Raw genomic sequence first — 26779 nt, 5'->3', positions numbered from 1 at the left:
CGAAATCCGCGTCCTGCTTCCATTTTCACATAGACTTGCATACAATACACTATACGCTGCAACGATTGAGGTGCCAAAATGAAAAAGAAAATCAAACAACTGAGATATGTTCAGTTTGCCGAATATCAGCCGTCCCCATATACTAAGCGATTAATTGAAAAGAGTGAAACAGCCATCCAATCATACAAACAGAAACACTCACTGATTTAACAGTTTAAGCAGCTTCTCCTTCGTTTTAGGACCGTATACCCCATCACTTGTCAGACCGTTCACCAGCTGAAAGCGCGCTACGGCATTCGCCGTTTTTTCTCCGTAAACACCATCGATGCCTTTATCTGCAGCCGATTTATCAGGGTAAAAATAAACAGCAGCAAGCGCTTTTTGGACGAGGCGTACGTGCTCTCCCTTCGTTAGAGGCGAAGTCACCTTTAAAATCCCATCTGGCAGCTCATACATCATTTTTCCATCATTTCGATAAATTTTGAGAACCTGTCCAATTTGAATCTTGTTCGGGTCGCTAATGTTATTCCACTTCTGAAGATCTTGAACTGTGACGTCATGAGCTTTGGCAATACTCGTTAACGTATCCCCGCTTTTGACGACATACGTGATGACCGTTTCAGGGTCTCCTGCCGTTTCAATTCCTTTTTTAAATTCATCCCATGTAGCGAGAAGCAGACGCGGACATGCTTTTCCAGACCAGTGCTGATGTGTGACCACATTCGCTAGTGGAATATTATGCTCTTTCAGCAGCTTTTGAATGAGCCATTGCGCATGTTTGACCGCTTGTTGGAAATTCCCATCTTCATTTTCACAAATTTCAATCCCGATCGATTTTCTGTTCCCATTTCCATTTCCGTCCCCTGCATGCCAGCCATTTTCATTTAACGGCAGATGCTGAAAGATTTCATGATCATCCACTGTAAAGTGCCAGCTTTCCGCTGTCGTTGGGCGTTTCACATATGCCGCATGACTTTTTGCATCCGCTCCCTTTGACGTGTTTGCTGTGTTATGCACCGTCACATACATCGGTGTCATGGCGTATCCTGGGCGGTTCCCGTTTCCAACTGGAATAAAATCTTGATAAATTTCTACCATGTTCTGCACTCCCTTTTGCTAAATTGAATTGATCTTTCTCATCAATTGGTGGCGTTCGTAAGACAACTTGTGTTTGTTTTAGTGATAAGACTATGGTAAAATTTGAATTCAATCCACTCTTTTTAGTAATGGAAAACGCAAAAATGAAGAAAAAAACAGGAATTAATTCCATTTTTCCTTGATTTTATGTTAAAATTGTTAAAAATAAGCCGATATTAAAAGTAAGTAATAGCTTCATTAGCTATTTAGTCCTATATGGACTTTTCTTTTACGCCAAAAACAGAACATATGTTTGCTTGGAGGTTTTTAAATGACTGGTTTTTTAACCCATTTAGAAGAAGAGATTAAGCGGTTATATGCCAAATTACAAATAAGCGGTCCTGCTTATAGAGACATGCAAAGGATCGCTTCTGAATTTCATGTATGGGTCCACTATGAGGATACTGGCAGCATGATGATCAAACATCAAGGTCTTTACAGTATTATATTAAACAGATCTCTTTCGTCAGAGGAACAATGGCAGGATTTTGCCCACGAGCTTTGTCATGTGCTGAAGCATGCAGGCAACCATTTCAAGATGCACAAACTCTTTCGAGAACTGCAAGAGTTTCAGGCTAAACAATTCATGTATCACTTTTGTGTGCCGACCTTTATGCTGATGCAAATGAAGCTTCCAAACCTTCGGCAGCAAGCCATTTTGCACATTGCGCAAACATTTCATGTCACCTGGGCTTTCGCTGAAAAGCGGCTCGCCTTGTTCGAACAGCGGAAAGCAGGCATTCGCTTCCAACAAGAGTTTACATCTTATTTAATGAAAGCCGAGAAGGTCGCGGAAAAAGAAGCTGTTTATCAAACGTAAGCCTCTTCTGCATAGGGCGACAGGGTTTATCCATAAAGATTTAATACTTGCTTGAGTACATTTGTGTACCGATAAAATTGCTCATTTTGCGTTTCACGGCGATAGCGCCGTCTGAAGTCTTGAAAGAATGCTCTTCTTTGAGCCTGACTGATTTCAAGTTGTACACTTTTTCCGGTCAGACATTGATTATTAATATTGTGAGGGTGTGTTCCAGAATAGCGATCAGATTCAGATAGCAGCACTGCGGGAAATCCATTAAGCGTTAAACGTTTCACTGTTTCTGCCGCTTTTTCTCTGTCTGTCCCGCCCACTAATGTTTGAAGCACCTCCGTTTCCCCGTAGCCATGGAGCGCAAACGTGTAATGATGGGCATGCACTAGAGAAAGGCAGACCGGCTCATTGAAACGTGTGCTTGTAATATGAAGCACATGATTGCCTTTCACTTTAAGGCCTTCAAATAAATACATAGAATCATCACTTGCGATTTCATGAATGAGCTCACTCACGCCAGATTCAATTCCCCCAGCATGAGGGGACAAAACCAAAAGCTGATCTCCTTTCCGCTCGTGAAGAATTTGATAGTCGATTCCCTCTCTTTCATGAGCGGAAAGCTCTTCATAACTTTGATATGTATCAATGATTTGCGTCATTCCATCTTCCCCATTTCTCTATATGAGCATAAGTCTACTGATCTTAAATTCTTTTGTAAAGGGATTTCGCATGACCTATCGACTTAATACATCCTTAAATTTTCCTTATCTTTTCGGCTATCTGTTGAATTTTGAGAAAAAATGACCGATAATTGAAATGAATAGAACTTTTGGACTATATGAATCTTTTTGCATTCTCTCTCATAAATTAGAAATATTGTGATCTACATCTGGAGGAATTCATGTTAAAAAAGAAAACCACCATCACCTTTGTCATCTTAATCCTTAGCTTCGCTGGCATCATTTACTGGAAATGTTTTTCTCTTCAAGGCGTATCTCACGGAACCTTTATCCGCTCGATGACATCACCTGACGGAACATATATCATCAACACCTATCGACATAGCGGAGGGAAACTAAAGGAGAACGCAGTTAGAGCAGAGATTGAAAACAAACTCACCCACCGAAAGAAAACGATTTACTGGAAATACCCTGACAAAGACCCTCTCATCAAATGGAAAAATGGACAGCTTGTTCAAATTGGGCATGAATTTTTAAATGTGGTAAAAGGAGAAACATACGATTATCGCTTTGACCGTAACAAAAGAAGATAGCGTATCAAAAAAACGAATCCCTTTTGGATTCGTTTTTTACGTTGACATCACATGCTGCATGAATTCTTTCATTTCTTTACTTACGCTCGTCAGTCGTTCCACAATTTCACTAAACTCTGTCACAAGTAAAGCCTGCTCTGATGATGAACCTTTCATATGGTCCATACTCTCAAGTAATGTATGTATATTAGAGGAAATTCCTTGCAGTGAACTTTCAATATTTTCTGTTGCACGTGAAGTTTCACTTGAAAGCTTTTGAACCTCACTGGCTACAACACTAAATCCAGCCCCCTCTTTTCCTGCCCTGGCTGCTTCGATTGACGCATTCAATCCCAGCAAACTCGTTTGTTTCGAAATGCCCTTAATCATTTTTGTAATATCAGATGTTTTTTTCGAGCTTTCAAGTGTTTGCTGCGTTTGTAAGGTCATTTCCTCACTTGTCGCAGAAAGCTCCTCCGAATGCGCCGCCACCACATGCACCTTTTCTTGAATACTATGAATGATGTCATTTAATGACTCCATATACGCTTCAAGCTCTAATTGATTTTTAAGCGGAAAACCTAAAGCGAGTGCACCAATCACTTGTTGATTTTCATCAAAAATTGGCAAACCCATTGCATTTAACGGTATTCCATAGACCGATTCAGGTACAAACGTACTTGATGTTTCACCTCTGAGCGCTTTTTTCATATTTAAATCATCTGGTTTAATGAGTTCTCCAGCATGAATTTGAAAATCCACATCTTTCGATGGCAAATACAGCAAGAATTTCTCTCGATCAATGACACCCATCGTCACTTCGTTTTTTAAAATCTGCATCATATAAGGTGCTGCTGTCACAATACTCTGTAGTATATCCAATTTCTCTACCCCCTTATATAGTTTATCGGTCGTTCTTCTTAAATTAATAGTTACTTTTTAAAATAATAATGATGATTAGAAGAAATTCTTCATATTTACGAGTAAAAAGAAGTACTTTCCTTTCTATATTCAAACGTATATTTGCTATAATTAATGAATCAACATATGATGAAATGGTCATGTAACCATTTTGTATATTCATTGGAGGCGCATGTTGTGACACAACCCATGAAATATGAGCGGGCAATCGTCATTGGCGGAGGTATCACCGGGATGCTCGCTGCAAAAGTTTTATCAACGTTTTATCATCAAGTTTTGATTATTGAAAAGGATGAACTGCCAGACTCTCCTGAGAATCGTCTCGGCACTCCTCAAGCCTTTCATCCACATAGAATGCTGCCACTTGGCAAGCAAATCGTTGAACGTCTATTTCCTGGTTATACAAAAGAGTTACTGGTAATGGGCGGATTTAATACCATGCATCAAACCTCTCGATTTATCACAAAAGATGGCGAGTTAACGCTCACTGATACAGAAGAAACTGCCGTCACAAGACGCGCAATGCTAGAGTGGGTATTGATGCAAAGAATGGTAAAAGAGGAACGTGTGCAGTTTTTAGAAAAACATGAAGCCATCTCCCTTCAGTTTAAAGAGGGAACAAATCAGGTCATGGGGCTCATCGTGAAGAACCGGCAAGTAAAACCTGGCAGCCTTCATGAAATGAAAGCAGACTTAGTGATCAATACGTCTGGAAGAATGTCTAAGTTGCCAAAATGGTTGAAAGACGCTGGATTAACCTTGCCACAGACTGATGAGTTAAGTGTGTTTCTAGGATACAGCACAAGATATTATCAAATACCATCAGGTGCGCCACCCCTGCAATCAATGGTTGTAGTTGGCCAGCCAGACAAGCAAATTCCAACAGGGCTGTTTGAACGGGTAGATCATGATTTAGTAGCTGTGCTTCTTTCTGCAGCTGGCGGTTCACATTATGCAACAACGGATGCAGATCAATTTGATTCAGAAACCGCTGCACTGACCCATCCAGCGATAGCAGAAGCCATCACCCATTTAACGCCCTTTACAAAACCAAAAGGATTTAGAGTTCCTTCTTGCGTGAGACATCACTATGAACACATGCAGGATTGGCCAAGTGGATTATTGGTGATGGGCGATGCCTTGTGTACGTTAGATCCCATTCATGGGCAGGGCATGACAAAGGCAGCCCTCGAAGCACAAACACTTCACCGTACGCTCAAACACGCACAAAAAAATGAGTGGCTGTCTTTTGAAAAGGACACATTACAACAAATGCAGCAAACGAGTGAACTTGGCTGGTGGCTTTGTGCAATTGCTGATATGGCGTGGGACGGTGTCGAGTTAAAAGGGGAAACCCCCATCCCCCATTTGACGTTCGTACAGGAATTTTTAAATCGCTACGTACAATACGCCATTGTCACAAAACAGCCCAAACGACTTGAAGCGTATCACCGGATGCATTCTTTCTTAACAGAACCGAGAGAAATCATCAACTTAGAACAGCTGAACGACATGATTCAAGCTGACACCTCAGGAGAAACCGCTGAATGGTGGAAGCAATGGGATCAAAAGAACGATGAAGGCAACCGAGCTTTTTTCCATGAAGCGGTTCCTGATTTTCGTCTAGAGCACTTGCTGTCATTCGATTGAAACAAAAAAAAGCCCCTTTAAAGGGGGCTTTTTCATTAACGTAATAATTGAAGTACGTTTTGCGGCTGCTGGTTTGCTTGCGCTAACATTGCTTGAGATGCTTGAGAAAGAATGTTGTTCTTTGTGAACTCACTCATTTCTTTCGCCATGTCAACGTCACGAATACGAGACTCAGCAGCTGTTAAGTTTTCAGCAGAAGCACCAAGGTTATTGATTGTGTGCTCTAGACGGTTTTGGACTGCACCAAGAGCTGAACGCTGTTTAGATACAGCGCCGATTGCTACGTCGATTTTTGCTACTTCAGTGTCAAAGTTAAAGCCTTCTTCATTTACTTTAATATCTTTGACAGTCAGTGTTTCAGCGTCCATTTTACCAATCTTTACATTGATATTTTGCTCAATGTTCGCTCCAATTTGAAATTGGAATCCATCCTCAACAGTACCATCCAACAGTTGCTTTCCGTTAAATGCTGTACGCTGAGAAATACCATCAATTTCCTCAACCAAAGCATCGAGTTCTTCTTGAATAGCTGTTAAATCTTCTGTTTGTTGAGTACCCACGTTACCCGCTTGAACTGTCAATTCACGCATACGTTGAAGAATCGCATGAGTTTCAGTTAATGCACCTTCGGCTGTTTGAATAAGAGAAATACCATCTTGTGCGTTTTTAGACGCCATTTCTAATCCGCGGATTTGTCCACGCATTTTCTCAGAGATGGCAAGACCTGCTGCGTCATCTCCTGCACGGTTGATTCGAAGACCAGAAGAAAGCTTTTCCATGTTCTTTTGCCCTGCTCCATTGTTGGCAGACAAACGGTTCAATGTGTTAAGTGCTGCGATATTGTGGTTAATTCTCATGTTAAATGACCTCCGTGTGTTTGAACCAATTGGACGTCCTTATCCAAAAGTTCTAAATTAGAATTTTTTTGTAAGCCTTACAATCCATTTATCGAACTTAACTGGAATATGTTTAACAAAAAAGGAATAAATAAGGATAAAGTCTCATTAACTATGATCGTTTCGCTAGAGTATGCCAAAATTAAAGGTCATTTATCATGATTTAACAGAGGGATTTAAGAATCATAAGACTGAAGAAAATGTGAAGAAAAGAAGCATAAAAAAAAGCCCCATATAGGGGCCTGTCATTAACGTAGTAATTGAAGTACGTTTTGTGGCTGTTGGTTCGCTTGTGCAAGCATAGCTTGAGACGCTTGAGAAAGAATGTTGTTCTTAGTGAACTCACTCATTTCTTTCGCCATGTCAACGTCACGAATACGAGACTCAGCAGCTGTTAAGTTTTCAGAAGAAGCACTAAGGTTGTTGATTGTGTGCTCTAGACGGTTTTGTACTGCACCAAGTTTACCACGTTGAGCAGATACTTGGTTGATAGCAGCATCAACGATTTTCAATTGAGTATCAAAACCAACATCTGTTGCATCTGCTGCATTATCAGCAAATTTAGTTACATCAATATCTTTTACAGATTGATTAGCTAAGATTGTTCTTCCAGTTGTATCAGCTGGATCTTTAACTCCTAGTGCATCAGTGCTCATTTTTTCGATGTTCACTGAAATTTGTTGAGTTGCATTAGCACCGATTTGGAAAACTAAAGATTGCTCACCAGCAGCTGGTGCTGCAGGATCAGCAGGAGCTTTAAATGTACCATCTAACAATTTCTTACCGTTAAACTCTGTACGATTTGAGATACCATCTACTTCTTCTTGTAGAGCTTTAATCTCATCTTGAATAGATTGAAGATCAGTAGTTTTATCCTGTGTACCTGTGTTTCCAGCTTGAACAACTAGTTCACGAACACGTTGAAGGATTGAGTGAGTTTCAGTCAATGCACCTTCAGCTGTTTGGATAAGAGAGATACCGTCTTGTGCGTTTTTAGAAGCCATTTCTAATCCGCGGATTTGTCCACGCATTTTTTCAGAGATTGCTAGACCTGCTGCGTCATCTCCTGCACGGTTGATTTTAAGACCAGAAGAAAGTTTCTCCATGTTCTTTTGGCTCGCACCGTTGTTTGCAGACAAACGGTTTAATGTGTTAAGTGCTGCGATATTGTGGTTAATTCTCATTTCCTATTACCTCCATGTATGTGGGACCTGACAGACGTCCTTGTCTGAAAAAAGTCCTTTATTCTAGGGCTTATCAACCCTGACAATTCTATTATCGGATGTGTTTATAGGATGTTTAGCAGATTTTTAAAAAAATATCTTATTTTTTCATGACGTTAATCCTAATTTTAACAATTTTATCAAAATAAAAAGCTGCTGATCTCTTATCAGCAGCTTAACATTTATGAATTTCAGTATTGCTTGATATCAAACATTAAGATATTTTGGTACACCACATAATCCTTCTTACTTGTGAAAGGACCTTTATTGTGTTCATCATTGATTTCATAGAAGTTCATACCAATTCCAAAGCTTCTTTCTTTATACCAGTTAAGAAAATCGTTGATTTCTTTCATTGAAAGCAAATAATCCTTTTGCAGCCCGTTTATCATCGTAATTGAAAGTATGCCTTTTGCTGCTTCTTCACCAGGTTTTGTTCCGTCTTGATCCTTTGGTTCTTCAGTTGAACCATCACCTGGCTTTGTCCCGTCCTGATCTTTCGGTTCTTCGCTTGTGCCATCACCTGGCTTTGTCCCATCCTGATCTTTTGGTTCTTCGCTTGTGCCATCACCTGGTTTTGTTCCGTCTTGATCTTTCGGTTCTTCGCTTGTGCCATCATCTGGTTTTGTTCCGTCTTGATCTTTCGGTTCTTCGCTTGTGCCATCATCTGGTTTTGTTTCATCCTGATCCTTTGACACTTTTTGCAGATTTTTTAATGGAATAGAGATAACAGATTTAAAATTGTTTTTGACAGAATAACTACCAATTGATTCAGCATAATCTCTTCCACCAATAACATATAATTGATCATCAGCAATAGCTGCCATAGATCCAACTCTTCCTTCAGGGATTTCATATAAAGAATCTTGGACTTGACTAGTTTTTGGATCAAATATCTGGACTTGTTTTAATAATTTACTCGATCTATCTCCAATTCTCTGACCACCAATCATAAATAATTTATGATTGTATGTCGCATATGCAGCTTCATAAGCAAAAGAATTTAATTGAATATCCTTTAAGCGTTGCCACTTCTCTAGCGTCATATCATATTCTAAAATATTTTTATCATTCGTTCGGCTAACATTAGCCTCACCACCAGCAATGTATAACTTTCCATTTATCTCTGCAATACTTCTCCCTTGACGAGAAGTTAATTGAGAATTATCTAAGCTTTCCCACTCTCCACTTACCGTATCATAGGAGTAAAAATTTACTTGAGAGCTTGATAAAGATGCCACTATATAAATTTTTTCTCCAACTGTAACTGCTCTTAAGGAACCATTTATATAGGATGTATATATAAATTTCTCAGGCATCTGAATCGGTTCTTCTGTCCATTGATCTAGTTCCGTATCATAAACATCGATGGTTTTGTGAACTGTTTTAGTTGTATCAGTAAGACCGCCAATAACATAGATTTTTTTACCTACTGTTGCGTAGGCAGCTCCTGTTCTTAATCTAGGCATACTTGCTTTTTCTGACCACAAATCAGTTTTAGGATCATACATATATGTCGAATTGTTGAATTTAGACTGCTGACTTGCCCCACCGAATACATATATTTTCCCCTCAACTACTCCTACACTTGCTCCGATACGCTCTTCCGGTAAGTCCGCTCGCTTCGTCCACCCATTTGTTTCAGCAGCATGAGCTTTTAACGGATGAATTGTGACCATCATAAAAATGGTCAAAAGCACTAAGAATAAACCTTTTTTCATCGTTTCTTTCCTCCATATTTAAATATCCCTCCTTTTATCGACATATTTGTAATAACATTTAAATTTTACAATTGTGTCCCATAATAAATTCAGGATGCACACATTTCTATTAATATCTTTCTACATATATCAAATTTATCTGTATTTTTCTCTCTGAACATATCTTTCAATGAACGCAAATGAAGACCTCTCCGGCTTACTTTATCTTTTTTGAACAAAAAGCTTAAATTCTTAATTTGATAAAGCACATGAGTACCTCAAATGCAAAAAATATAATTTTACATCTTCTTCAATGGAACTTTAAAGGCTTCATTCTCATTCAATAAATCAATAAGTCATTCAATAAATCAATAAGTCATTCATTCAATCATTAAAATATATTGTGTGGTGAAGATATGTTCTAAGCATCACGTTTAATAATCGGTTCATCGCCATTCAGCTCAATCATGAGCGAGGATTGATTATATAATAAATTGATAATGCGGCGTGCCATTTCAGAGGGGGACGCATTGTAGTCATTTCTAATCCATTCAATGATAAAACCAAAGATGCCGTATGAACGATATTGGATAAAATAACTGTCGTTGATTTCTGCATACTGATCACTCACAAACGACATTCTATTTTGGAAGATGTATTGTATTTTCTTAAGCAATTGTTCTTGTATTTGCGGGATGCGATCTTCCATAACTAATAAATCATAATAGTCGCGATTTTCGACGATATATTGAAATACATAGGTGCCCTCTGGTTTCATGCGAGTTAAGTCTAACAGGGGATTTTCACGAGTCGGCTTACAAAATTCATATTCGAAATCTTCCATTTCCCGATAAATAAAATCTGCTGCTAGTTCATCTTTACTTTCATAATGCACATAAAACGTCGTCCGATTATAGTTTGCATTTTCCACAATATCCTTTACTTTTACGTGCGAATATCCTTTTTCTTTTACTAGTATTTTGAATGTTTGCCGAAGTGTTTCTTTTGTTCGCTCAACACGGCGATCCTCTTTTTTGATCATTGGCCCCTCCTTTAGACACTTTTTAAAAAATGTTGATTAGAGATACATAAATTCCTGTGTGTTGAAAACCTATACAAAAAAGTTTTTTTGCTGATTGAAACGAAAAATCTTTCGTCCTACAATCAAATTAGTCATAAAGAAATGAATTTTTTGTGACATTTGATCTAACTTTATTAAATATTATACTATACAAAGTGAGGGCACATGATATGGAAATTCAAGCGATGGTCACAACAAATGAAAAAGATTTCGAGAAACAAACGTTATTACTAGATGACCCAAAAGCAGATGAAGTGCTTGTCAAAATTGTTGCATCTGGCGTCTGTCATACTGATGCGACAGTATTAGATGGAACGCTTCCTGTCCCACGGCCTGCTGTATTAGGACATGAAGGCTCTGGCATTGTAGTCAAAGCAGGTTCTAATGTCACAACCGTTCAAGAAGGAGACCACGTTGTACTAGGCTTCGCTTATTGTGGTCATTGTCATAATTGTCTAGATGGGAACGCAGGTGGATGTGAGAACATGATGCCTTTGAATTTCTCTGGTCGTAATAAGCATAATGAAACACCACTTCATACACATGATCACCAAGATGTATCGCAATTTTTTGGTCAATCGTCATTTGGTACATATGCCACCGTTGATGAGAAAAATGTGGTGAAAGTAGACAAAGAAACCGATTTGCGTTATTTAGGCCCATTCGGATGCGGCTTAATGACCGGGAGCGGTACTGTCTTAAATTCACTTGCTCCAGCACCAGGTACAAGCTTTGTAGTGTTCGGTACAGGTGCTGTTGGTTTAAGTGGGTTAATGGCAGCTAAAATCGCTGGCTGTGATCCGATTATTGCCGTTGATATTCATGATAGCCGCCTTGAGTTAGCAAAAGAATTAGGTGCAACACATATCATCAACAGTAAGCATGAGAATCCAGCTGAAAAAATTAAGGAGATAACAGAAGGCAAAGGTGCACATTACTCATTTGAAACAACTGGTGTACCAGAAGTCACTCTAGCTGCCCTTCATTGCCTGCGTGTCAAAGGGACTTGTGCAACAGTAGCAGTAGGAAAGCGCGATTTAACATTTAATGTAACAAATGACCTAATGATCAATGCTCTCACATTAAAAGGTGTGATAGAAGGGGATGCCGTTCCACAACTACTTATTCCTAAACTAGTGAAGTTCTTTAAAAATGGACGATTCCCAGTTGAGAAACTAGCAAAATTCTACGAATTAGAAGATATTGAACAAGCCTTTGAAGATTCTAAAAATGGATCTACGATTAAACCAATTCTTATTTTAGATAAAGAGTATCGTGCTTAAGTCGTGAAAGTTAGCCCCCTTGCCATGTAAAGGGGGCTAATCGAATTTTGCAGTCTGCTTAAATTGAGATCACACATACATCACCGGTGTCGATATTTTAATAATCTTCCCGCCGCGACGATAAAACCTTGGGACGCGGCGGCTTAAGGTGGCGATGACTTCGTAGTTGATCGTATTGAGCATTTCGGCGATTTCATCGACAGAAATTTCTCCGCCCTTTTGACGACCATATATGACGACTTCTTCGCCTTGCTTTGCTTTCATTTCTCCTAAACTGATCATGGTCATATCCATTGTGACGCGGCCAGCAATCGGCATTCGTTTTCCTCGGAAAAGCATGAATCCTCGATTGGATAAAGCACGTGAGTACCCATCTGCATAACCGATTGGTATGGTTGCTATCACTTCATCAGGTTTTGCTACATAGGTTGCCCCATAGCTGACGGTTCTTGGCTTTGTCACCATTTCCTTCACGAACGCAATCCTTGCTTTTAAACTGAGAGCGGGCTCTAGCTTAACAGCATCTAAACTCTCAATGTATTGCGAAGGGTACAGTCCATATAGCCCGATGCCGAGCCGAATCATATCTGCGCTAAATTCAGGAAACGCGATAGCAGCCGCTGTATTGTTCATATGTACTGTGGGCAGTGTAATGCCTTGTTTTTTTAAGAAACGAAGAAAATCAATAAAAATGCTGTGCTGCAGCAGTGTGAAATCAGGGTCAGGCTCATCCGCAGTGGAGAAATGCGTAAATATTCCATCCCACCTCAGGTTTTCACTCTTTTCAAGCGCCTCCACCACCTCTAACAGCTCTTCCTTTGTCCGTACACCTAATCGTCCCATCCCTGTGTCAACATTGACATGAATCCCAAGGCGATGCTGACTTTCTTCTTCCGCTAAAATCTCATTTGCTTGAACAATCCAGTCTTCTCGAAGGCCGGATAGGTCAATTCTCCAGGCTGCAGCCCTTTTCACACAGTCGAGCGGGGTAAATCCAAGGACCAGTATCGGTGCTTCAATTTTTGCTCTCCGCAATACAATGCCTTCTTCCAAGCTGGCAACCGCAAGCTCTGTCGCACCGCTTTCTAGTGCCTGCCGCGCTACTTCAACTGAACCGTGTCCATATGCATTCGCCTTCACGACAGCCATGATCTTGCTTTTCCTTGGAATATGCGCTTGAATGGCTTCGATATTTCTTTTTATCGCGTCAAGATTGACCTCGATCCAGACTTCCCTGCAAAGCTTTTGCATGTATGTTTCCTCCTCATCACATGAGTCATTTCGATATCAATGTTCGTTTTCGTGTCTAGTCTATCTTTATTCATTTTTGAGAAAAACATTCAACCGCAATGATTGAACCAGCTTTGTCTTGAAGGACATAAAAAAAGAAACCACCTCAAATGGTGATTTCTTCTTTATGAACAGCCATTTATTAATCCACAGATTTCATCATTGAATTAATTTCATGATAAATCTCCTCCAGATTTTCTCGTTCAGTCAAATAATCGGCGTCGCTCTTACGAACAGGCACATCATATGTTAGAAAGGTGAGCGTGATCGTTGATGATTCCTGATCATTCATAGTTAATCTCAATTCAAGTGTCGAGATCTCTTCATTATTATCAATCTCAACAGATTGTTCAATCGGCACACCATCTTCTAACATGTCAACTTGTTTCAACTCTTTCAAGGAAAGCTCAGTGACTTCAAACTTGAATTTTCGAGATGAGCCGCCAGGTTGGTGTGTAATAAAGCGCATTACCTTTCGCTCATCATCAATCGCAAAGCCTTTATCAACATTTTGTGAAAAAAGGTATGTGGAAGCCTGAAAACCGTCTTCTTGAAAAAGCATCATCATTTTATCTAATAATATGTTTGGATCATTCTTTTCTTTTTGTCTTTGCAGCCTACCCGCTATCCATAAAATGACCATTGCACCGATGATGCTAAAAACCGTTCCCAGCCCATTACCTACATCTACGAAAATAGTAAAGCCTAAAATAGCAACAATAAAAGCGATTACAATGCCTATGATGAATATCACTCCATGCTCCTCCTGTCATGACCCTCATTGTTATATTGGTTTAATCAAGTATAGCATCTGGATTTTGATCGAAAAAAAATCTACTATAGACTAAACAGATACTATATTCATTTCGCTTTTAAATAGAAAGGATTTTTATGATGAACCTCTACACGACAGACGAAATCATTGATGCTCTTTTTAAAGCCTGGTCCTCTCAATCTAGTTCAAAATGGAGTAAAGACAACCCGGCCAATGGACAATGCGGTGTCACTTCTTTAGTCGTCCATGATCTGTTAGGCGGAAAAATAAACAAAACCGCATTACCCAACGGATGGCACTTTTACAACGTAGTGAATGGAACAAGAATCGACTTTACTTCTTCACAATTCTCTGAGGAAATCGTTTATATGGATGTACCTTCAAATCGAGAAGAAGCATTTGAAGATACGAATGAGGATCAGTATCGATATTTAAAAGAACGAGTCCTAAAATATTTAAACATATAATACTCATGAAAACAGACCATATGAGGTCTGTTTTCATTGCAGTTTGATAAAGTGTTTAAAAGATAGGCAGTAAGAATTCACACACCTTATCTTCGCCTTCTTCTTCTCTATATCTCTCCATTATAGGTGCCTGACGCATGTTTAATCGATTGTTTTGGATCATTTGAGGCAATTGTCTCCAGAACAAATTCACTTTTTCGGTTGTATGTGTCACTGTAAACACAGCATACGTTCCTCCTTCAAAATGACCAGTCTGAACCATTTGATCTTTTGTGAAATCTCTATTTGTCATAAGCATGAGGTCGTATCTGCATTTTTCTGATGGAATTTTTCCAGGATCATCTTGAGGAACACCATATATACCATATTCCTTTAATTCATCATTTAATTGATGTTGCTTGATCCATTTCTTAAATCTCTTCATCATCTCAAAATTCTCTTTGCTGCCATATGATCCGATATTTCTCATATACACCATTTTCATATTCGTTAACATTTCAATGTTGTCATTCATGATTTCCCTCCAACTCGTATTGGAAGACTGGCCAATCATTCCTTACAAACAACGGTAACATCCTTTAAAATAGAATGCAGTAGGATATTAAAAATAATTGAATGTATGATGGAAAATACATATGGAGGATTTGCGATCTATATCATACATGAAGTAATCTCATTTTCTCCATTAGATATCAAATTTTTTAAATAAAAAAGAACGGACTATAGCCGCTCACTTGTTATTGATTTTCCTTTGAAGATTTAGCACCAAGAAAGACGCCAATTAAATAGATGATTGTTCCGAAAAACAAACCATTTAACAAACTGATAAACAACATCTTACAAACCAGGCCAACATAATAAGACGCTGGCGTCCCTGGAAACACAGCCATATTGAACAGGCTAATCATAAAGGTTAAAGCAAAGGATATAATGAAAATCCTTCGAAATAATGTTGATTTTAACATTGTCACTTTACTTCCTCCTCAATATCTTTTCTATGGAAAAAAATTCTTTATTGGTAGCATATATTCCGTCTTAAAATAAAAAGCCCTTAAGGGGCTTTTTATTTAAGCAGTATAACCGATACTTGCAGTATGACCTCTCCTAGCTTCATCATGACTTGCTGTCACTTCAGATGTAAAATAACCAACAATACTGATCATACTAATCATCACGCATACGACTGTTAACGTTTTAAATTTCATACTGACAGTCCCCCCGCTTCACTTGAGTTTGGAAATAAAGAATTTTCTCATAAAAAAGCATCGCATTGTCTTTATCTCCCATTTCATTATAATATTTTGCAGCATCTTTTGCTAAATCTTCAAGATCAGGATACATTGACTTTATTTCTAGCAATTCCATTATTTTTTCCAACTGCTCAAAATTGTTCTCAACGTATAGTGATCTTAAAAATTTGAATATCAATAACAGCACATGGTCTTTCAGTTTTTCAGATAGTTCTATACCGTTATTTAAAGCATATATACCTAAATCCTGTTCTTTCTTTTTGAAGTAGGCTTTTGACAACATAATGAGCGGGTCTAAGATTCTATTTAAATGCTCGTATCCCTGTTCTCTAAATGCTCGAATTGAGTCATTAAAATGAATAATTGCTTGTGCTATTTCTTTATTATGAAAATAACTCAACCCTAAATTATAGAGTGCTGATCCTTTTAATCGTTTTGTTGAGTTGTCGGCGGCTTTTTCTAGTGCGTGTTGAAAATGGGGTATTGCTTTTCGGGGCAGCCCATATCTATATAGTTTAACCCGATCACAAAAGAACATTGTATTTCTCTTACAGTGTATGTATCTTTTTCTCGATAACATTGTATCGCCTGTGCGATATGGTGCATGGACATGTGGGTTTGTTTCATGTGGTAATAGATTTCAGCCATCTTGTAATTGAACTCGGCCCGTTCAATATCGTCGCTGACAAGAGACAGCTTTTTTTCTGCCCGTTTATAGAAGGTAATCGCATTTAGGTATTCATAGTTTTCAAATTCATACATGCCGTAGAAAAAATTGAAGTAATACTCGAGCAATCCTGTTAATTTCTCTTGGTCCCTTTTGATCTTCATTGCGAGCTCCTTGAAGTTGGCCCGCTCTTTCCCATTTTCTAAAGGATTCAAGTAATCAAGCATTAATTTATGTCTGAACTCCATGAGTGAGAAATACAATAATAAATCTTGATTTTCTTCCATATGATCAAGCATTGATTTGATTTCCTCTTTATATGCTTCGGCGTCCGGTACGTTAAATCTTTGAATATGATATTACCATTCATTGATTTTCAAACCGACGTGAGAAGAAAGCACTTTCTCCATCAGCCCTTACCCCTTCCTCTATTTTCCCTATAATGACATATATTATCATTTCATGAACCATTCGACACCGAAAAGAAACCGCAAAAAAGCCCTATAAAGGGCCCGTGAATGATAAGATAAAAAGACTTCTATTCATAAATAAGCACCCAGTATTCCGCCCCAGGTTCTCCTTCTTCTACAACAGCCTTCCAGCCTCTTTTTTGATAAAAAGATAAAGCTTTGTGATTTTCGGAGACACATTTGAGGGTGACCGGTGTTCCCAAAACTTTTATCGCTTGTTTGAGCAGCAGATCGCCAGCCCCTTGACCAGCAGCTTCTGGATGTACAAACAAGAGATGAATAAAACGATCTGGTACATATAGAGAAATGAATCCAAGGATTTTATTGTTCTCCTCAGCTAAGAAAATTTGCTCTTCCTGCGTATCTTGATCAAAATCTTGCAGATTGAGTTCTTCTGTATTGAGCCAGTGAAAGCTATGGCACCGTGATTCTAAATAGATTTGTCTTAATTGTGGATAATCGATCGTTTTTGCTTCTCGAATGAGCAATAGAATTCCCCCGTTTTTATTGAAATGTGAAGCAGCATTATTTAACTCGACACTTCTCCTTCTTTTCTACCAAGTTTCATAGATAACTGAACGCCAATCATTAACGAGACGATGACAAGCATTGCCACAATGGAAGCATCAAAATGTCCGCTTAGATCGAAAACCAAGCCAATGAAAAACGGACCGAATCCACCCACAATGTACCCGCCCATCTGCGACATCGCAGACCAGGTTCCGGCTTCCTCCGGAGTACTCGTCTCCATAATCGGGAGCATAAGCGCTAAAGGGAATAATCCACCTGCACCCATACCTAGGAAAATGACGGCTGGCAAGATCGGCATTGGCAGAAGAAGAAAGATAAGGCCAATGAGTTCAGACAGACTGCATAAGATGAGAAATAATTTCGGTTTTCCTAATCGAGTAACGACCGCTGGAACGAGTAGTGCCACCGGTATCTGAATGAGTGTAAATATGGTCAAGAGCATTGCAGCATATTGCGGACTGTTGCCAAAGCTAAGAGCAATCGGTGAAATCCATGCCGTCAAAGAATAAAACATACTGGACATAAAGCCAAAGAACAAGGTGAATTGAATGGCCTTTTTGTTTCTCAACGGCAATTTTAACGGCAACGTTACATGATCACTCTGCTCATTTTTGCGAACTAAACCTATCCATAGAATAAGGGCAATCACCCCTAGAATAGCCCAGCAGGACAATGCAAATGGAAGGTGATGCTGACTGCGCAGATAAATTGGAATGGTGAAGCCGGAAGCGAGCGCTGCACCAATCGTCATCGAAATTGAATACACACTGACGATACCAGGATTTCTCGGGAAATATTTTTTAATAAAACTAGACAATAAAGGACCTGCGAAGCTAATCCCTACCCCTCCAGCAAACGCAGTCATGAGCAGGATAGCAACCGATTGGCTAGTACCACGCAGTGCAGTGGCAATCGTGATCAGAAGAATCGAGAAAAACAGCGTTCTCTCTAAACCAAAACGCCGGCTGAGTATCGTTGCAACGGGAGCAAATATTCCCATACAAAGGACAGGCAAAGTGGTCAAAAGACTTGCTGTCAGTGCGTTTACGCCAAGCTCTGATTGGATCATGCTCATCATGGAAGCCACGGACGTAATGATCGGACGTAAGTTTAAAGCGGCTAAAAATAAAGCGGCTAAATAATATATTTTTTTCATCAATACCCTTCTTTCTCTCTCATCTTGTTAAGGTTACTTTGAGTATAAATCTGCCGCATTCATTGATCAATACAATAAATCGTATTATGATGATAGGAAAAGACTATCATTTATGAAAGGTGGACATATGGATACCCGGCATATTACCTATTTTATGGCTGTATTCAACCATTTGCATTTTACAAAAGCCGCTGAGCAGCTAGGCATATCACAGCCTACACTTAGCCAGCAAATTCGACTGCTTGAAGCAGAAGTTGGGATGCCGCTCTTTGATCGAATCGGCAAAAAGGTCGTTGCTACCGAAGCCGGTTCGCTGCTTTATCAATATGGCATGAAAATGCTTCAAGCTGAAAGAGATGCAAAAAATGCGATGAAAGAACTATTATCAGAAAAACGAGGAACCGTTCGTCTCGCAGTACTCCCCTCCGATCTTGATTTTCAGCTGGTGCCACTTTTTGTAGAATTTAAAACACTTTATCCCGAAACCAATCTGAAGGCATATTCAAATATCTTTGTTCGTGAAGAAGTTCTTTCGCATAAAGTGGATCTCGGCATCGGACTGCGAGGGCCTGCGGATAAGCGTCTCGTTCAAATTCCACTTGGAAGTGAGCCTTACGAATTATTTGTTCATTCAGAAAGTGATTTGGCTCAAAAGAGCGAAGTGTCATTAAAAGAGCTGACTCACCATGCGTTGGTCATGTATCCGAAGGGATATCTAGGAAGGGATTTAGTAGATGACGTATGTAAAGAACAGGGTGTTGAACTGGACACTGCCATGGAGGTTGGGTCCGCGTTTTCGCTATTGCAGCTGGTTGAAGCCGGGATCGGTGCAACCATTCAGCCAAGAGGATTACTAAAACAACATTCGACGTGGCCTAATATTGTTTCGATCCCTATTGCTGAGCCAGCACCTGTCCGGCACTTGGAATTAATTTATTATGCAGATCGATTTGTCAGCAAAGCACAGCAGCAGCTATCTGAATGGCTGATAGACTTTTTCAAATCAAGAACAAATTAAAAAGTGAGGTTAACACATGAAGAATGCAGATAGCATATTTACAAGAACAAACCGAGTTGTTATTCGCCAATTCGATAGACAGGATATTGAAGCGTTTTATCAATACCGAGCAAATCCCACAATTGCAATATTTCAATCCTGGGAAAACTACACATACGAAGATGCTGAATCATTTGTTCAACATCAATATCGAGTTCATTTATAAAAAAGGAAAATCCAAATCCGTTTTCATTGATCAACTCAAACAGTTTTTCATGAATTAGATTAAAAAAAGCCCTTTTCAGGGCTTTTTTTGGATTCGTTCTGATTGATTAGCTTTCGTTTGCCAACATGTATGCTGCAGTTTCATGCATATCTTTCAATCCTGATCTCTGTGCGTACTCGGCCACAGTGATCGCACTTGTCGTCAGAAGTTCTATTATATGTTCATCCATTCCTGGCCAAGTTCTCCCGCCTGCTTTTTCATACGCATGGATAAGTTTTGTTAATCCTTCTTTCCCAAAGAGAAGTTGATGCGACAAAAAATCTGCAGATACATCACCAACCCCCACTTCAGACCAATCAATCACACCCGTCACACATTGATTTTCATCAATCAGAATGTGGCCAGGATGCAAATCTCCATGCTTCACTCCCACGAAAGGCGGCCATAAAGAATCTTTAGCTAGCCATTCTTGCCAGCGCTCCCATAAACCGCTGTTAATGGTGTATTGCGATTTGACACGTTCCATTCGCTGTTTCATTGATCCTCTTAATTCATGAGCACTGAGCATCTCCACACCGATCGTTTTAAATGGCTGTTGATCTAAGGAATGTACATTCGCTAAAACTCTTCCTAATGATTCATAATAAGCTTGCGGTACTTTCGTTTGGTCAAAACTCCACACATACGATTCCTTCTCCACATCAATACTAGCCGCCGGTACCCCCTCTAATTGTTTATAAGCAATCAGACTTTCTGAAAAGATAGACCACTGAGGGACCTGAAAGTGAACCTGCTTACTCATATGATCTAATGTCTTTTTTTCTTGTAAGGTATGTTTCATTGATTCAGGTCTGCGAGGCACTCTTAATATCCATTGATCACCATGTAAATCTTCGACATGCGCGACACGAAAATCAACACCTGATTCATTTATTTTAATGGTATTCTCTGAAATGTCTAATCCGTGATGATTGGCTAACTGCTTTAATTCTAATCTATTCATATTCATTCCTCCAATTGCTCATTTAGTCATGATCAATAGGCATCAAGAATATCATCACAAAAAACCACAAAAGGCTACTTTATGTGGTCAGAGTAAACAAAGCTGGACTTATGCCATTCTTTGTATTAAAAAACATACAAAAAAGACAGAACAATTATCTGCCTGTCTTCTAGTGAAATTGCATACTTTCCCGCTGAAGATCATTAAAAATGTGCAGACTACCCCGTTTACTCCGTTTGATGAAAACAGAGCCTTTGAACATATGAAATTACTGATTGTTCAAAGTTTGCTGGCGTAATCTTCCTGCATGCATCATCTTTAACCATCCTCCTCTTTATCATATAAAGTTACTATACTTTATTTAAATATGACTTTCAATAAGATTACAAAAAGAAGCCCTTTTCAGGGGCTTTTATTCTTTCACTATCTTTTTTTCACTGGATGAATGTCTTCTCCCAAAAAAGAGGTATTAGGCTCACCACTATTTTCTAGGAACTCCGCTATTTCTTTCAGCTCTTGATTGATGAGGTCATTTCTTTGCATATCCGGGTTTAACAGAAGGATGGAGTGAATCGTTGTCGCTGCTTCATATAAAACATGTTGATCTTTTATCTGTTTGATGCATTGTTTCATACGATCGAAAAACCATTCAATCTCTTCAATTTCTTCCATCGGATAATGTGCCATTTTAAAGAGATTCTGCTGACGAAGGTCTTGTCTTTCAAAAATTTGTTCAAGCTCCTCTTTACTGACATACAAATCCGAGGATTCCTCATCAATCTCTACTACCTCGACCATCACATCTTCAGCTGTATATAACTGCTCAATAAAATCATCGAAAGTATCCGCCAGCTTAAAATCGACTCCCATTTCTAAATCAAAATAGTGGATAGGCGGGTGTTCCTTCGTTTTTCGATAATCCATTGCGATCCATGTATCTTCCTCTCCGCTGATGATCACAAGTCCCTCCGGCAGTTCCAATTCATCACTTAGCTGGAAACTATTCATGATGCCATCATCTTTGGCGATTCCTCTTAAATGGTCAAATTGAACATGATCCTCAGCCCATGAATTCGGCTGTTCAGTTGGGAAAGCATTACGAACTGTAAAACCACCGTTCCATTCTAAAATGAGCTTTTTATATGTATCAGGTAAAGTGACACCAAGTCTTCCCTCTGCTTCACGAATTTTTTTCTCATCTAACTTTTCTAACGTGAAAGGACTCTCTTCTTCTTTCTCCCAAAATGGTTTCAAAGTGGATGCCTCCCTATATCTATTGAGATAAGTATAACATTGACCAACTGTTCATTTACTCATTCTACTTCATAAAAAAACAGACTATTAAAGTCTGTTTTAATCTTGTCTATACGTTTTCAGAGGTTGTATTTCGATCAATCATAGTCGTGTTTCGATTTGATTTTTGATGTTCCTCCATAGTTGTATTCCGAATTGATTTTGTTTCAATGAGTTTCAAAGTTTCTGCTGTTGAAACACTTAACAATACAATGGAAACAATGACTAGTAATTTTTTAATAATCATACAGACACTCCCCTTTTTGAATATCATTTTGAGCTTTAAGAGCCTTTTTATAATATTCGACAGCTTTTTCAAAGTCCCCCTTTTTTTCAGAAGATAATCCTATACTTTGAGCAAATGCCTCGACATAGACATATAGTTGCTTTTCCTCAAAATAATCTAGCACTTCTTGAATTGCTTTCTCATTAGCATCTATATAAATCGCTTTTAAAGCTTTAAATAACATCAAACATAACGAATCATTTATCTCTAAGGAGCACTTAAGACCATCTTCTACGAGTGGAGCGGCTTCATCATGTTGACTAGACTTATACAACGACCAGCTTAAACTAAATAGGGTGATTGGTTTTATTTCAATACTTCGTGGTGTAATAATGTCTAAAACTTCTCTGTAGCGTATAATTGCTTCAGTGTACTTTTGTTGTCGATCATATGTATTCGCTATGTTCAATAGAATTTTAGCAATTAACATATTATCGGCGAGCTCTTCTGCTATAGAAAAAGCTGTATTTAGATGCTTTAATGACTTGTCATATCGCTTGAAATCATCATAATTTCCTGCAATAACAATCAAGCTTTGTATTTGGCGAACTTTATATTGTTCATGCTGCTTATAGATGTCTAAGGCTTTTATAATATGATGCATAGAAACATGAGTTTGTTTCATAATATAGTAGGCTTCAGCCACCTTGAAGTGAAACTCCGCTTGCTCAATATCATCGACCACCAATGCGAGCTGCCTTTCAGCGATCTTATAATATTGGATAGCCTGTATGTATTCTTTCTTACTAAACTCATGCATTCCTCTAAAAAAAGCATTATAGTATTGCAGCATACCAGAAAGTTGATGATTTGAATTTTCGATTTTATCAACCAAATCAGAAACAGAAGGCGATCGTTTTTCTGAAGGTTTAATATAATCGAGCATAAGCTGATGTCGAAAACACATCAATTGATAGTAAATGAGCAGGTCTTGATCCTCTTCCATTCGCTCAATTTCTCGTTCTACCTCAGCTTTCAAAATCTCTGCATCAGGTACACTGAATTGCCGAATCATTTTATACCATTCATTTATTTTCACACCTACATGTGAAGAAAGAACTTTCTCCATCCCTTTTCCCCTTCCACTAATTTCCCTTATATTACATTTATTATCACATGTTTAAGTTTTCAAGGCACCGAAAAGAAACCGCAAAAAGAACAAATATAGCCTCAGTAAACCTTTGAAACATTTTCATTCTCATCACAAAACAAAAAGGCAGACTCATTTCAGTCTGCCTTCATCTTCTAGATTTCCATGATAACACCTTTTGTCTTCAGGTAATTTGCATTGAATCATTTAACCACTCGTCACAATGTTCTATCAGCCACCTCAAATATTCCACATATTGACCGACATGAAAACCGTCACAAACAGCATGATGGACTTGAATGGCGACTGGCAAGATAATTTTCTCTTCTTCCAGCTTAAATTTGCCTAACGTAAATATCGGCAGTAAATAAGTTTCATCTGTAGATACATTAAGGTTAAAAGAAGTAAAATCAATCCAAGGCAGGCTTGAAATATTGAACATATTTTCTGGCATATGAGGTTTCGGAAATAGGTTGCTGCTTTTGCTAAATGTTTCAATGTCCGCTACACAGCTTTTATAAAACCGAGCAAAATTTTCGTCATAAGGCGTCCAAATACTTGAAAATGTCTTTGTTTCTTTATTTAGAATCGTATAACTAGGATGGAGAAGATCCCAGTGACCAAGTTCATCGTTCACTAGATCCATCCGAAACTCCGGTATTTTTTGCACAGCCCTTGCTAACAAATAAATTTGCACAGGATATACTTTTAGCTTTTTTTCTTTTAATATTGAATGTAATTTCGTGATGTCTAGATCGATCACCAGGCTATATGAGCATCGGGTTACCTTCATATAATGATGAAAGTGCTCTTTTCTCGGATAATTTTTATCTATTTGTTTAAACATTTTTATCTCCTCCTGAATGTGATTTCATGTATTCAGGAGGAGACTTTATCTGTTTTCACCACCACAATCATCCTTTCAAGAGATATGTGTTTCTGTCCATTCAAAGTCTACCATGAGTTTTACCTACGATAAAGCCTGCAGCAACTCTTCGTAAGTCATCTTGCCTAACGTGAATTTTTCTAGTGCTATATATGTTTTCTCCGCTGTGGTATTCATTCTATTATGACATTCATTCACTAACTCATGTTCATTTGGTAATGGTTCATGTATATGTTCTTTTTTTCGAAATGCTTCATAATATCTTATACCAAATATTCTCTGAGACATCGCATTGATGTGAATTCCGTCCGGATTAGGTATAAGGCCTTTCGCAGTAACATAATAACAATTTTCATGATGATGTGCATATTTTTGTAGTTTCTCATTCATCAGTTGATATTCCACACACCCTGCGCCAAATGCTGACTTTCCCAAGAAATCACCCAAACCTCCTATCACAAGTGGAATGTTAGGTACAGATAACTCAGTTCTTAGTTCATGAAATAATCTTAGTATTTTTTCATCGTATTCTTTGTATTTCCCATCTTGGCTGTCACTTTCTCCTTGATGCCATAATATTCCTACCAATTCGCTATTTTCCTTTGCAAATTTAGCTTCACTTATAGCATGACGAAATAATGCTCCATCCGGCGGCCACTCATCAATGGAACTGCCTCCCTCTGCACAAGGAATCAGGCCAATCTTCTCTCCTTCATGATCCTTACACCAAGACTCCGCAAAGGAAGCCGCTAGTCCTACGCCAGCTACCGGCCTATCAAAATGAATGGGCTCAGTCATCATTTGCCATCTACCATTTCGCAGCATCATGATTCTTTCATTATAAATCGGAGGCACTTCATGTTTGAAGCCGCGCCCCGCCATATTTGATTGTCCAATTAGTAAAAATGACTTCATATCTTCCTCCCCCTCGATAAATGGTTTATCAAATATCTATTTACCTGAACGTTATCATTTTACCCTTCTTTATTTTTCATATTTGTCTATTTTTGTCGAAATGATAGTAAACAGGAATTACTTAGTGTAAGATCCTTATGCATCTATCAATCAGGAGGATCTACTATGAAGAAATATTTTGTATTATGTTTTACATGTTTATTATTGTTAACAGCTTGTAGCAATGCAGCATCTACTAAAAAACAGCTCACCACAGACAACGTGATTGAAGCTTTCAAAAGTGCTGGGCTTGAAGCAGAAAAACCAACTGATCTTGAACAAAAAGAGTTTGGAAATATAAGAGAAGAAGGAAAAAGGATTCTCATTCCTTCTTTAGGTGAAAATGCTGGTGGAAGGATTTTTAAATTTGGAAATGAAACTGACCTTAACCAAGCCAAATCTTATTATGATGAGTTAGGAAATGCTGGATCTATGTTCTTCTCTCACACATATTCAAAAGGGAACTTCCTGCTTCAAATGAACGGAGAAATGAAGGATTCTGAGTTTGAAAAATATAAGAAAGTAATGGATGAGGAAATAAAATAGTTTCATATTTTTTTACCGATTGCTTCTTTAATCTTTAACAGAGAAGAGTTCTTTACGATGGTCTCTAATTCTGTTGGATCGAACCGTCACCTCACCCAGTTAAGGTGAATGACCTTATCCTGAGCAAACAGACCTTCCCTGAAAAAGACTGATTTAATAAGGTTCTATGATGAGCCTTTCTGATAAAAAATGTGCATTTCTGAAGAAAACTGAAAGGGTTCGTCCCCAATCCGTCCCCATAAAAAAACAGACCCTTAAAGGTCTGTTTTAATTTAATTCATATCTAATGAGAAGCCTTCATCTGCACATAACTTTGTATTTCAGTTTTTCCCACATATGCTTTAAATAGTGCTGTCTATCCTCTGCCCTTTTATTGGTTACACGTTGAGCAATTCTAGATTCTACCCTTTCCCTTGTATAGAGAATTGGTCAAATTAATCTGATAACGTATTTAATCAGTGTGTGCGATAGCCTTGATTTCAATCAATTGCTCTGGGAAAGCCAGATATGTCACACCAATGAGACTGCCAGCTGGTCTGTGTTGACCTAAGTATTCCTTGAATAGATCTATGACTGTTTCGGAGTGTTCTTGTGGATTTGTTAGAAAAATTTCAACATATGCAATGTTGGATTTCGTAGCTCCCAATTCCACCAATACCCGATCAAGGTTCTCAAATGTTTGTAGAGTCTGAACTTCAATATTCTCCTTACCAACGAACATACCATTTTTATCGTATGAAAATTGACCTGAAATGTAGATTGTTCCTTTAACGCTATATCCTTGGGTAATACCGTGATCCCATAGATTGTGATTGTAGGTTTTAATATTAGTCATCGTTTTCTCTCCTTTATTTCAAAGTAAAGTAAGTATAAAATGAATATAAATAAAAAAATAGTACGCACTATTTAGATAGCTACTATCAGAAAGGATAGTGTCA

General features: G+C 38.5%; 28 protein-coding genes and 1 pseudogene. 8 read left to right on the top strand and 21 right to left on the bottom strand.

Annotated elements, in window-relative coordinates:
• Positions 1–78: 78 nt before the first annotated feature.
• On the top strand, positions 79–210 hold the full coding sequence (locus MHI08_RS05965; protein ID WP_120207232.1) for a type II toxin-antitoxin system SpoIISB family antitoxin: 132 nt from the start codon (positions 79–81) through the stop codon (positions 208–210).
• On the opposite strand, the gene MHI08_RS05960 is transcribed toward MHI08_RS05965, so the two are convergent.
• Entirely contained in the window at positions 199–1098 is a 900-nt protein-coding gene (locus MHI08_RS05960; RefSeq protein ID WP_024424962.1) for an N-acetylmuramoyl-L-alanine amidase, read from the bottom strand. The two genes, MHI08_RS05965 and MHI08_RS05960, sit on opposite strands and share 12 nt — an antisense overlap.
• A 310-nt stretch (positions 1099–1408) precedes the next feature.
• Here MHI08_RS05960 and MHI08_RS05955 point away from each other — a divergent pair, with 310 nt between their 5' ends.
• Entirely contained in the window at positions 1409–1957 is a 549-nt protein-coding gene (locus MHI08_RS05955) for an ImmA/IrrE family metallo-endopeptidase (RefSeq protein ID WP_024424963.1), read from the top strand.
• 26 nt (positions 1958–1983) lie between these two features.
• Here the strand turns inward: MHI08_RS05955 and MHI08_RS05950 are convergent, their stop codons facing one another.
• Positions 1984–2607, bottom strand: coding sequence for a poly-gamma-glutamate hydrolase family protein (locus MHI08_RS05950; RefSeq protein ID WP_024424964.1), 624 nt, complete (start codon positions 2605–2607; stop codon positions 1984–1986).
• 242 nt (positions 2608–2849) lie between these two features.
• Here MHI08_RS05950 and MHI08_RS05945 point away from each other — a divergent pair, with 242 nt between their 5' ends.
• Positions 2850–3221 (top strand): DUF5412 domain-containing protein, encoded by a 372-nt coding sequence (locus tag MHI08_RS05945; RefSeq protein ID WP_135031970.1) that lies wholly within the window; start codon positions 2850–2852, stop codon positions 3219–3221.
• A 36-nt stretch (positions 3222–3257) separates the two neighbouring features.
• Here MHI08_RS05945 and MHI08_RS05940 read toward each other — a convergent pair whose 3' ends face one another.
• Complete coding sequence (locus tag MHI08_RS05940) at positions 3258–4082, bottom strand: methyl-accepting chemotaxis protein (RefSeq protein WP_149125726.1); 825 nt, start codon at positions 4080–4082, stop codon at positions 3258–3260.
• A 216-nt stretch (positions 4083–4298) separates the two neighbouring features.
• On the opposite strand from MHI08_RS05940, the gene MHI08_RS05935 reads away from it, so the two are divergent.
• Complete coding sequence (locus MHI08_RS05935; protein ID WP_163115249.1) at positions 4299–5771, top strand: FAD-dependent monooxygenase; 1473 nt, start codon at positions 4299–4301, stop codon at positions 5769–5771.
• Between the two features lie 35 nt (positions 5772–5806).
• Here the strand turns inward: MHI08_RS05935 and hag (MHI08_RS05930) are convergent, their stop codons facing one another.
• The 4 genes from hag (MHI08_RS05930) to MHI08_RS05915 form a co-directional block, all read right to left on the bottom strand.
• A complete protein-coding gene (gene hag, locus MHI08_RS05930; protein ID WP_024424967.1) occupies positions 5807–6628 on the bottom strand; it encodes a flagellin Hag in 822 nt (273 codons plus the stop codon).
• Between the two features lie 287 nt (positions 6629–6915).
• Complete coding sequence (hag, locus tag MHI08_RS05925; RefSeq protein WP_024424968.1) at positions 6916–7851, bottom strand: flagellin Hag; 936 nt, start codon at positions 7849–7851, stop codon at positions 6916–6918.
• A gap of 230 nt (positions 7852–8081) precedes the next feature.
• Positions 8082–9611: a kelch repeat-containing protein gene (locus MHI08_RS05920; protein ID WP_024424969.1), complete on the bottom strand. Its 1530-nt coding sequence runs from the start codon at positions 9609–9611 to the stop codon at positions 8082–8084.
• Between the two features lie 400 nt (positions 9612–10011).
• Positions 10012–10632, bottom strand: a complete 621-nt coding sequence (locus tag MHI08_RS05915) for a TetR/AcrR family transcriptional regulator (RefSeq protein WP_024424970.1) — start codon at positions 10630–10632, stop codon at positions 10012–10014.
• A 209-nt stretch (positions 10633–10841) separates the two neighbouring features.
• Here MHI08_RS05915 and MHI08_RS05910 point away from each other — a divergent pair, with 209 nt between their 5' ends.
• On the top strand, positions 10842–11954 hold the full coding sequence (locus MHI08_RS05910) for an NAD(P)-dependent alcohol dehydrogenase (protein WP_024424971.1): 1113 nt from the start codon (positions 10842–10844) through the stop codon (positions 11952–11954).
• Positions 11955–12023: 69 nt separating this feature from the next.
• On the opposite strand, the gene alr is transcribed toward MHI08_RS05910, so the two are convergent.
• Positions 12024–13205, bottom strand: a complete 1182-nt coding sequence (gene alr / locus MHI08_RS05905; RefSeq protein WP_025093445.1) for an alanine racemase — start codon at positions 13203–13205, stop codon at positions 12024–12026.
• A 181-nt stretch (positions 13206–13386) separates the two neighbouring features.
• Positions 13387–13998 carry a GlsB/YeaQ/YmgE family stress response membrane protein gene (locus MHI08_RS05900; RefSeq protein WP_326349690.1) on the bottom strand — a complete coding sequence of 204 codons (612 nt, stop codon included), beginning with the start codon at positions 13996–13998 and terminating at the stop codon, positions 13387–13389.
• Between the two features lie 140 nt (positions 13999–14138).
• Between MHI08_RS05900 and MHI08_RS05895 the strand changes: the two genes are divergently transcribed.
• Positions 14139–14486 (top strand): hypothetical protein, encoded by a 348-nt coding sequence (locus tag MHI08_RS05895; protein ID WP_087975684.1) that lies wholly within the window; start codon positions 14139–14141, stop codon positions 14484–14486.
• Between the two features lie 55 nt (positions 14487–14541).
• Here the strand turns inward: MHI08_RS05895 and MHI08_RS05890 are convergent, their stop codons facing one another.
• The 6 genes and pseudogenes from MHI08_RS05890 to MHI08_RS05865 all read right to left on the bottom strand — a co-directional run bounded on the left by MHI08_RS05890 (position 14542) and on the right by MHI08_RS05865 (position 18560).
• Positions 14542–15000, bottom strand: a complete 459-nt coding sequence (locus MHI08_RS05890) for a GyrI-like domain-containing protein (protein WP_248351389.1) — start codon at positions 14998–15000, stop codon at positions 14542–14544.
• 223 nt (positions 15001–15223) lie between these two features.
• Entirely contained in the window at positions 15224–15457 is a 234-nt protein-coding gene (locus tag MHI08_RS05885; protein ID WP_041105908.1) for a hypothetical protein, read from the bottom strand.
• Between the two features lie 96 nt (positions 15458–15553).
• Positions 15554–15691, bottom strand: coding sequence for an aspartate phosphatase (locus MHI08_RS05880; protein ID WP_139336397.1), 138 nt, complete (start codon positions 15689–15691; stop codon positions 15554–15556).
• A pseudogene (locus MHI08_RS05875) lies at positions 15681–16756 on the bottom strand (aspartate phosphatase). The gene MHI08_RS05880 and the pseudogene MHI08_RS05875 overlap by 11 nt, the downstream one beginning before the upstream one ends.
• Before the next feature lie 185 nt (positions 16757–16941).
• A complete protein-coding gene (locus tag MHI08_RS05870) occupies positions 16942–17361 on the bottom strand; it encodes a GNAT family N-acetyltransferase (RefSeq protein WP_076840894.1) in 420 nt (139 codons plus the stop codon).
• 41 nt (positions 17362–17402) lie between these two features.
• A complete protein-coding gene (locus MHI08_RS05865) occupies positions 17403–18560 on the bottom strand; it encodes an MFS transporter (RefSeq protein WP_087975574.1) in 1158 nt (385 codons plus the stop codon).
• Between the two features lie 112 nt (positions 18561–18672).
• Here MHI08_RS05865 and MHI08_RS05860 point away from each other — a divergent pair, with 112 nt between their 5' ends.
• Positions 18673–19578 carry a LysR family transcriptional regulator gene (locus MHI08_RS05860; protein WP_076840892.1) on the top strand — a complete coding sequence of 302 codons (906 nt, stop codon included), beginning with the start codon at positions 18673–18675 and terminating at the stop codon, positions 19576–19578.
• A 311-nt stretch (positions 19579–19889) separates the two neighbouring features.
• Here the strand turns inward: MHI08_RS05860 and MHI08_RS05855 are convergent, their stop codons facing one another.
• The 5 genes from MHI08_RS05855 to MHI08_RS05835 form a co-directional block, all read right to left on the bottom strand.
• Positions 19890–20786 (bottom strand): macrolide 2'-phosphotransferase, encoded by an 897-nt coding sequence (locus MHI08_RS05855; RefSeq protein ID WP_076840891.1) that lies wholly within the window; start codon positions 20784–20786, stop codon positions 19890–19892.
• A gap of 423 nt (positions 20787–21209) precedes the next feature.
• Entirely contained in the window at positions 21210–22040 is an 831-nt protein-coding gene (locus MHI08_RS05850; RefSeq protein WP_163115260.1) for an SMI1/KNR4 family protein, read from the bottom strand.
• A gap of 275 nt (positions 22041–22315) precedes the next feature.
• Positions 22316–23434, bottom strand: coding sequence for a tetratricopeptide repeat protein (locus MHI08_RS05845; RefSeq protein WP_163115261.1), 1119 nt, complete (start codon positions 23432–23434; stop codon positions 22316–22318).
• Between the two features lie 205 nt (positions 23435–23639).
• The gene (catA, locus tag MHI08_RS05840; RefSeq protein WP_163115262.1) at positions 23640–24302 is read right to left on the bottom strand and encodes a type A chloramphenicol O-acetyltransferase; all 663 of its coding nucleotides are present in this window, start codon (positions 24300–24302) and stop codon (positions 23640–23642) included.
• A 123-nt stretch (positions 24303–24425) separates the two neighbouring features.
• Positions 24426–25256 (bottom strand): sialate O-acetylesterase, encoded by an 831-nt coding sequence (locus MHI08_RS05835; RefSeq protein ID WP_163115263.1) that lies wholly within the window; start codon positions 25254–25256, stop codon positions 24426–24428.
• Between the two features lie 165 nt (positions 25257–25421).
• Here MHI08_RS05835 and MHI08_RS05830 point away from each other — a divergent pair, with 165 nt between their 5' ends.
• A complete protein-coding gene (locus MHI08_RS05830; protein WP_076840885.1) occupies positions 25422–25841 on the top strand; it encodes a stress protein in 420 nt (139 codons plus the stop codon).
• 451 nt (positions 25842–26292) lie between these two features.
• Here MHI08_RS05830 and MHI08_RS05825 read toward each other — a convergent pair whose 3' ends face one another.
• The gene (locus MHI08_RS05825; RefSeq protein ID WP_262089323.1) at positions 26293–26676 is read right to left on the bottom strand and encodes a RidA family protein; all 384 of its coding nucleotides are present in this window, start codon (positions 26674–26676) and stop codon (positions 26293–26295) included.
• Positions 26677–26779: the final 103 nt, after the last annotated feature.

Origin of the sequence: Bacillus sp. FSL M7-0791 (genome assembly GCF_038627085.1) — a bacterium.
GTDB classification, from domain to species: Bacteria; Bacillota; Bacilli; order Bacillales; family Bacillaceae; genus Bacillus; species Bacillus safensis.
This window is presented reverse-complemented; position numbering and strand designations above follow the sequence as displayed.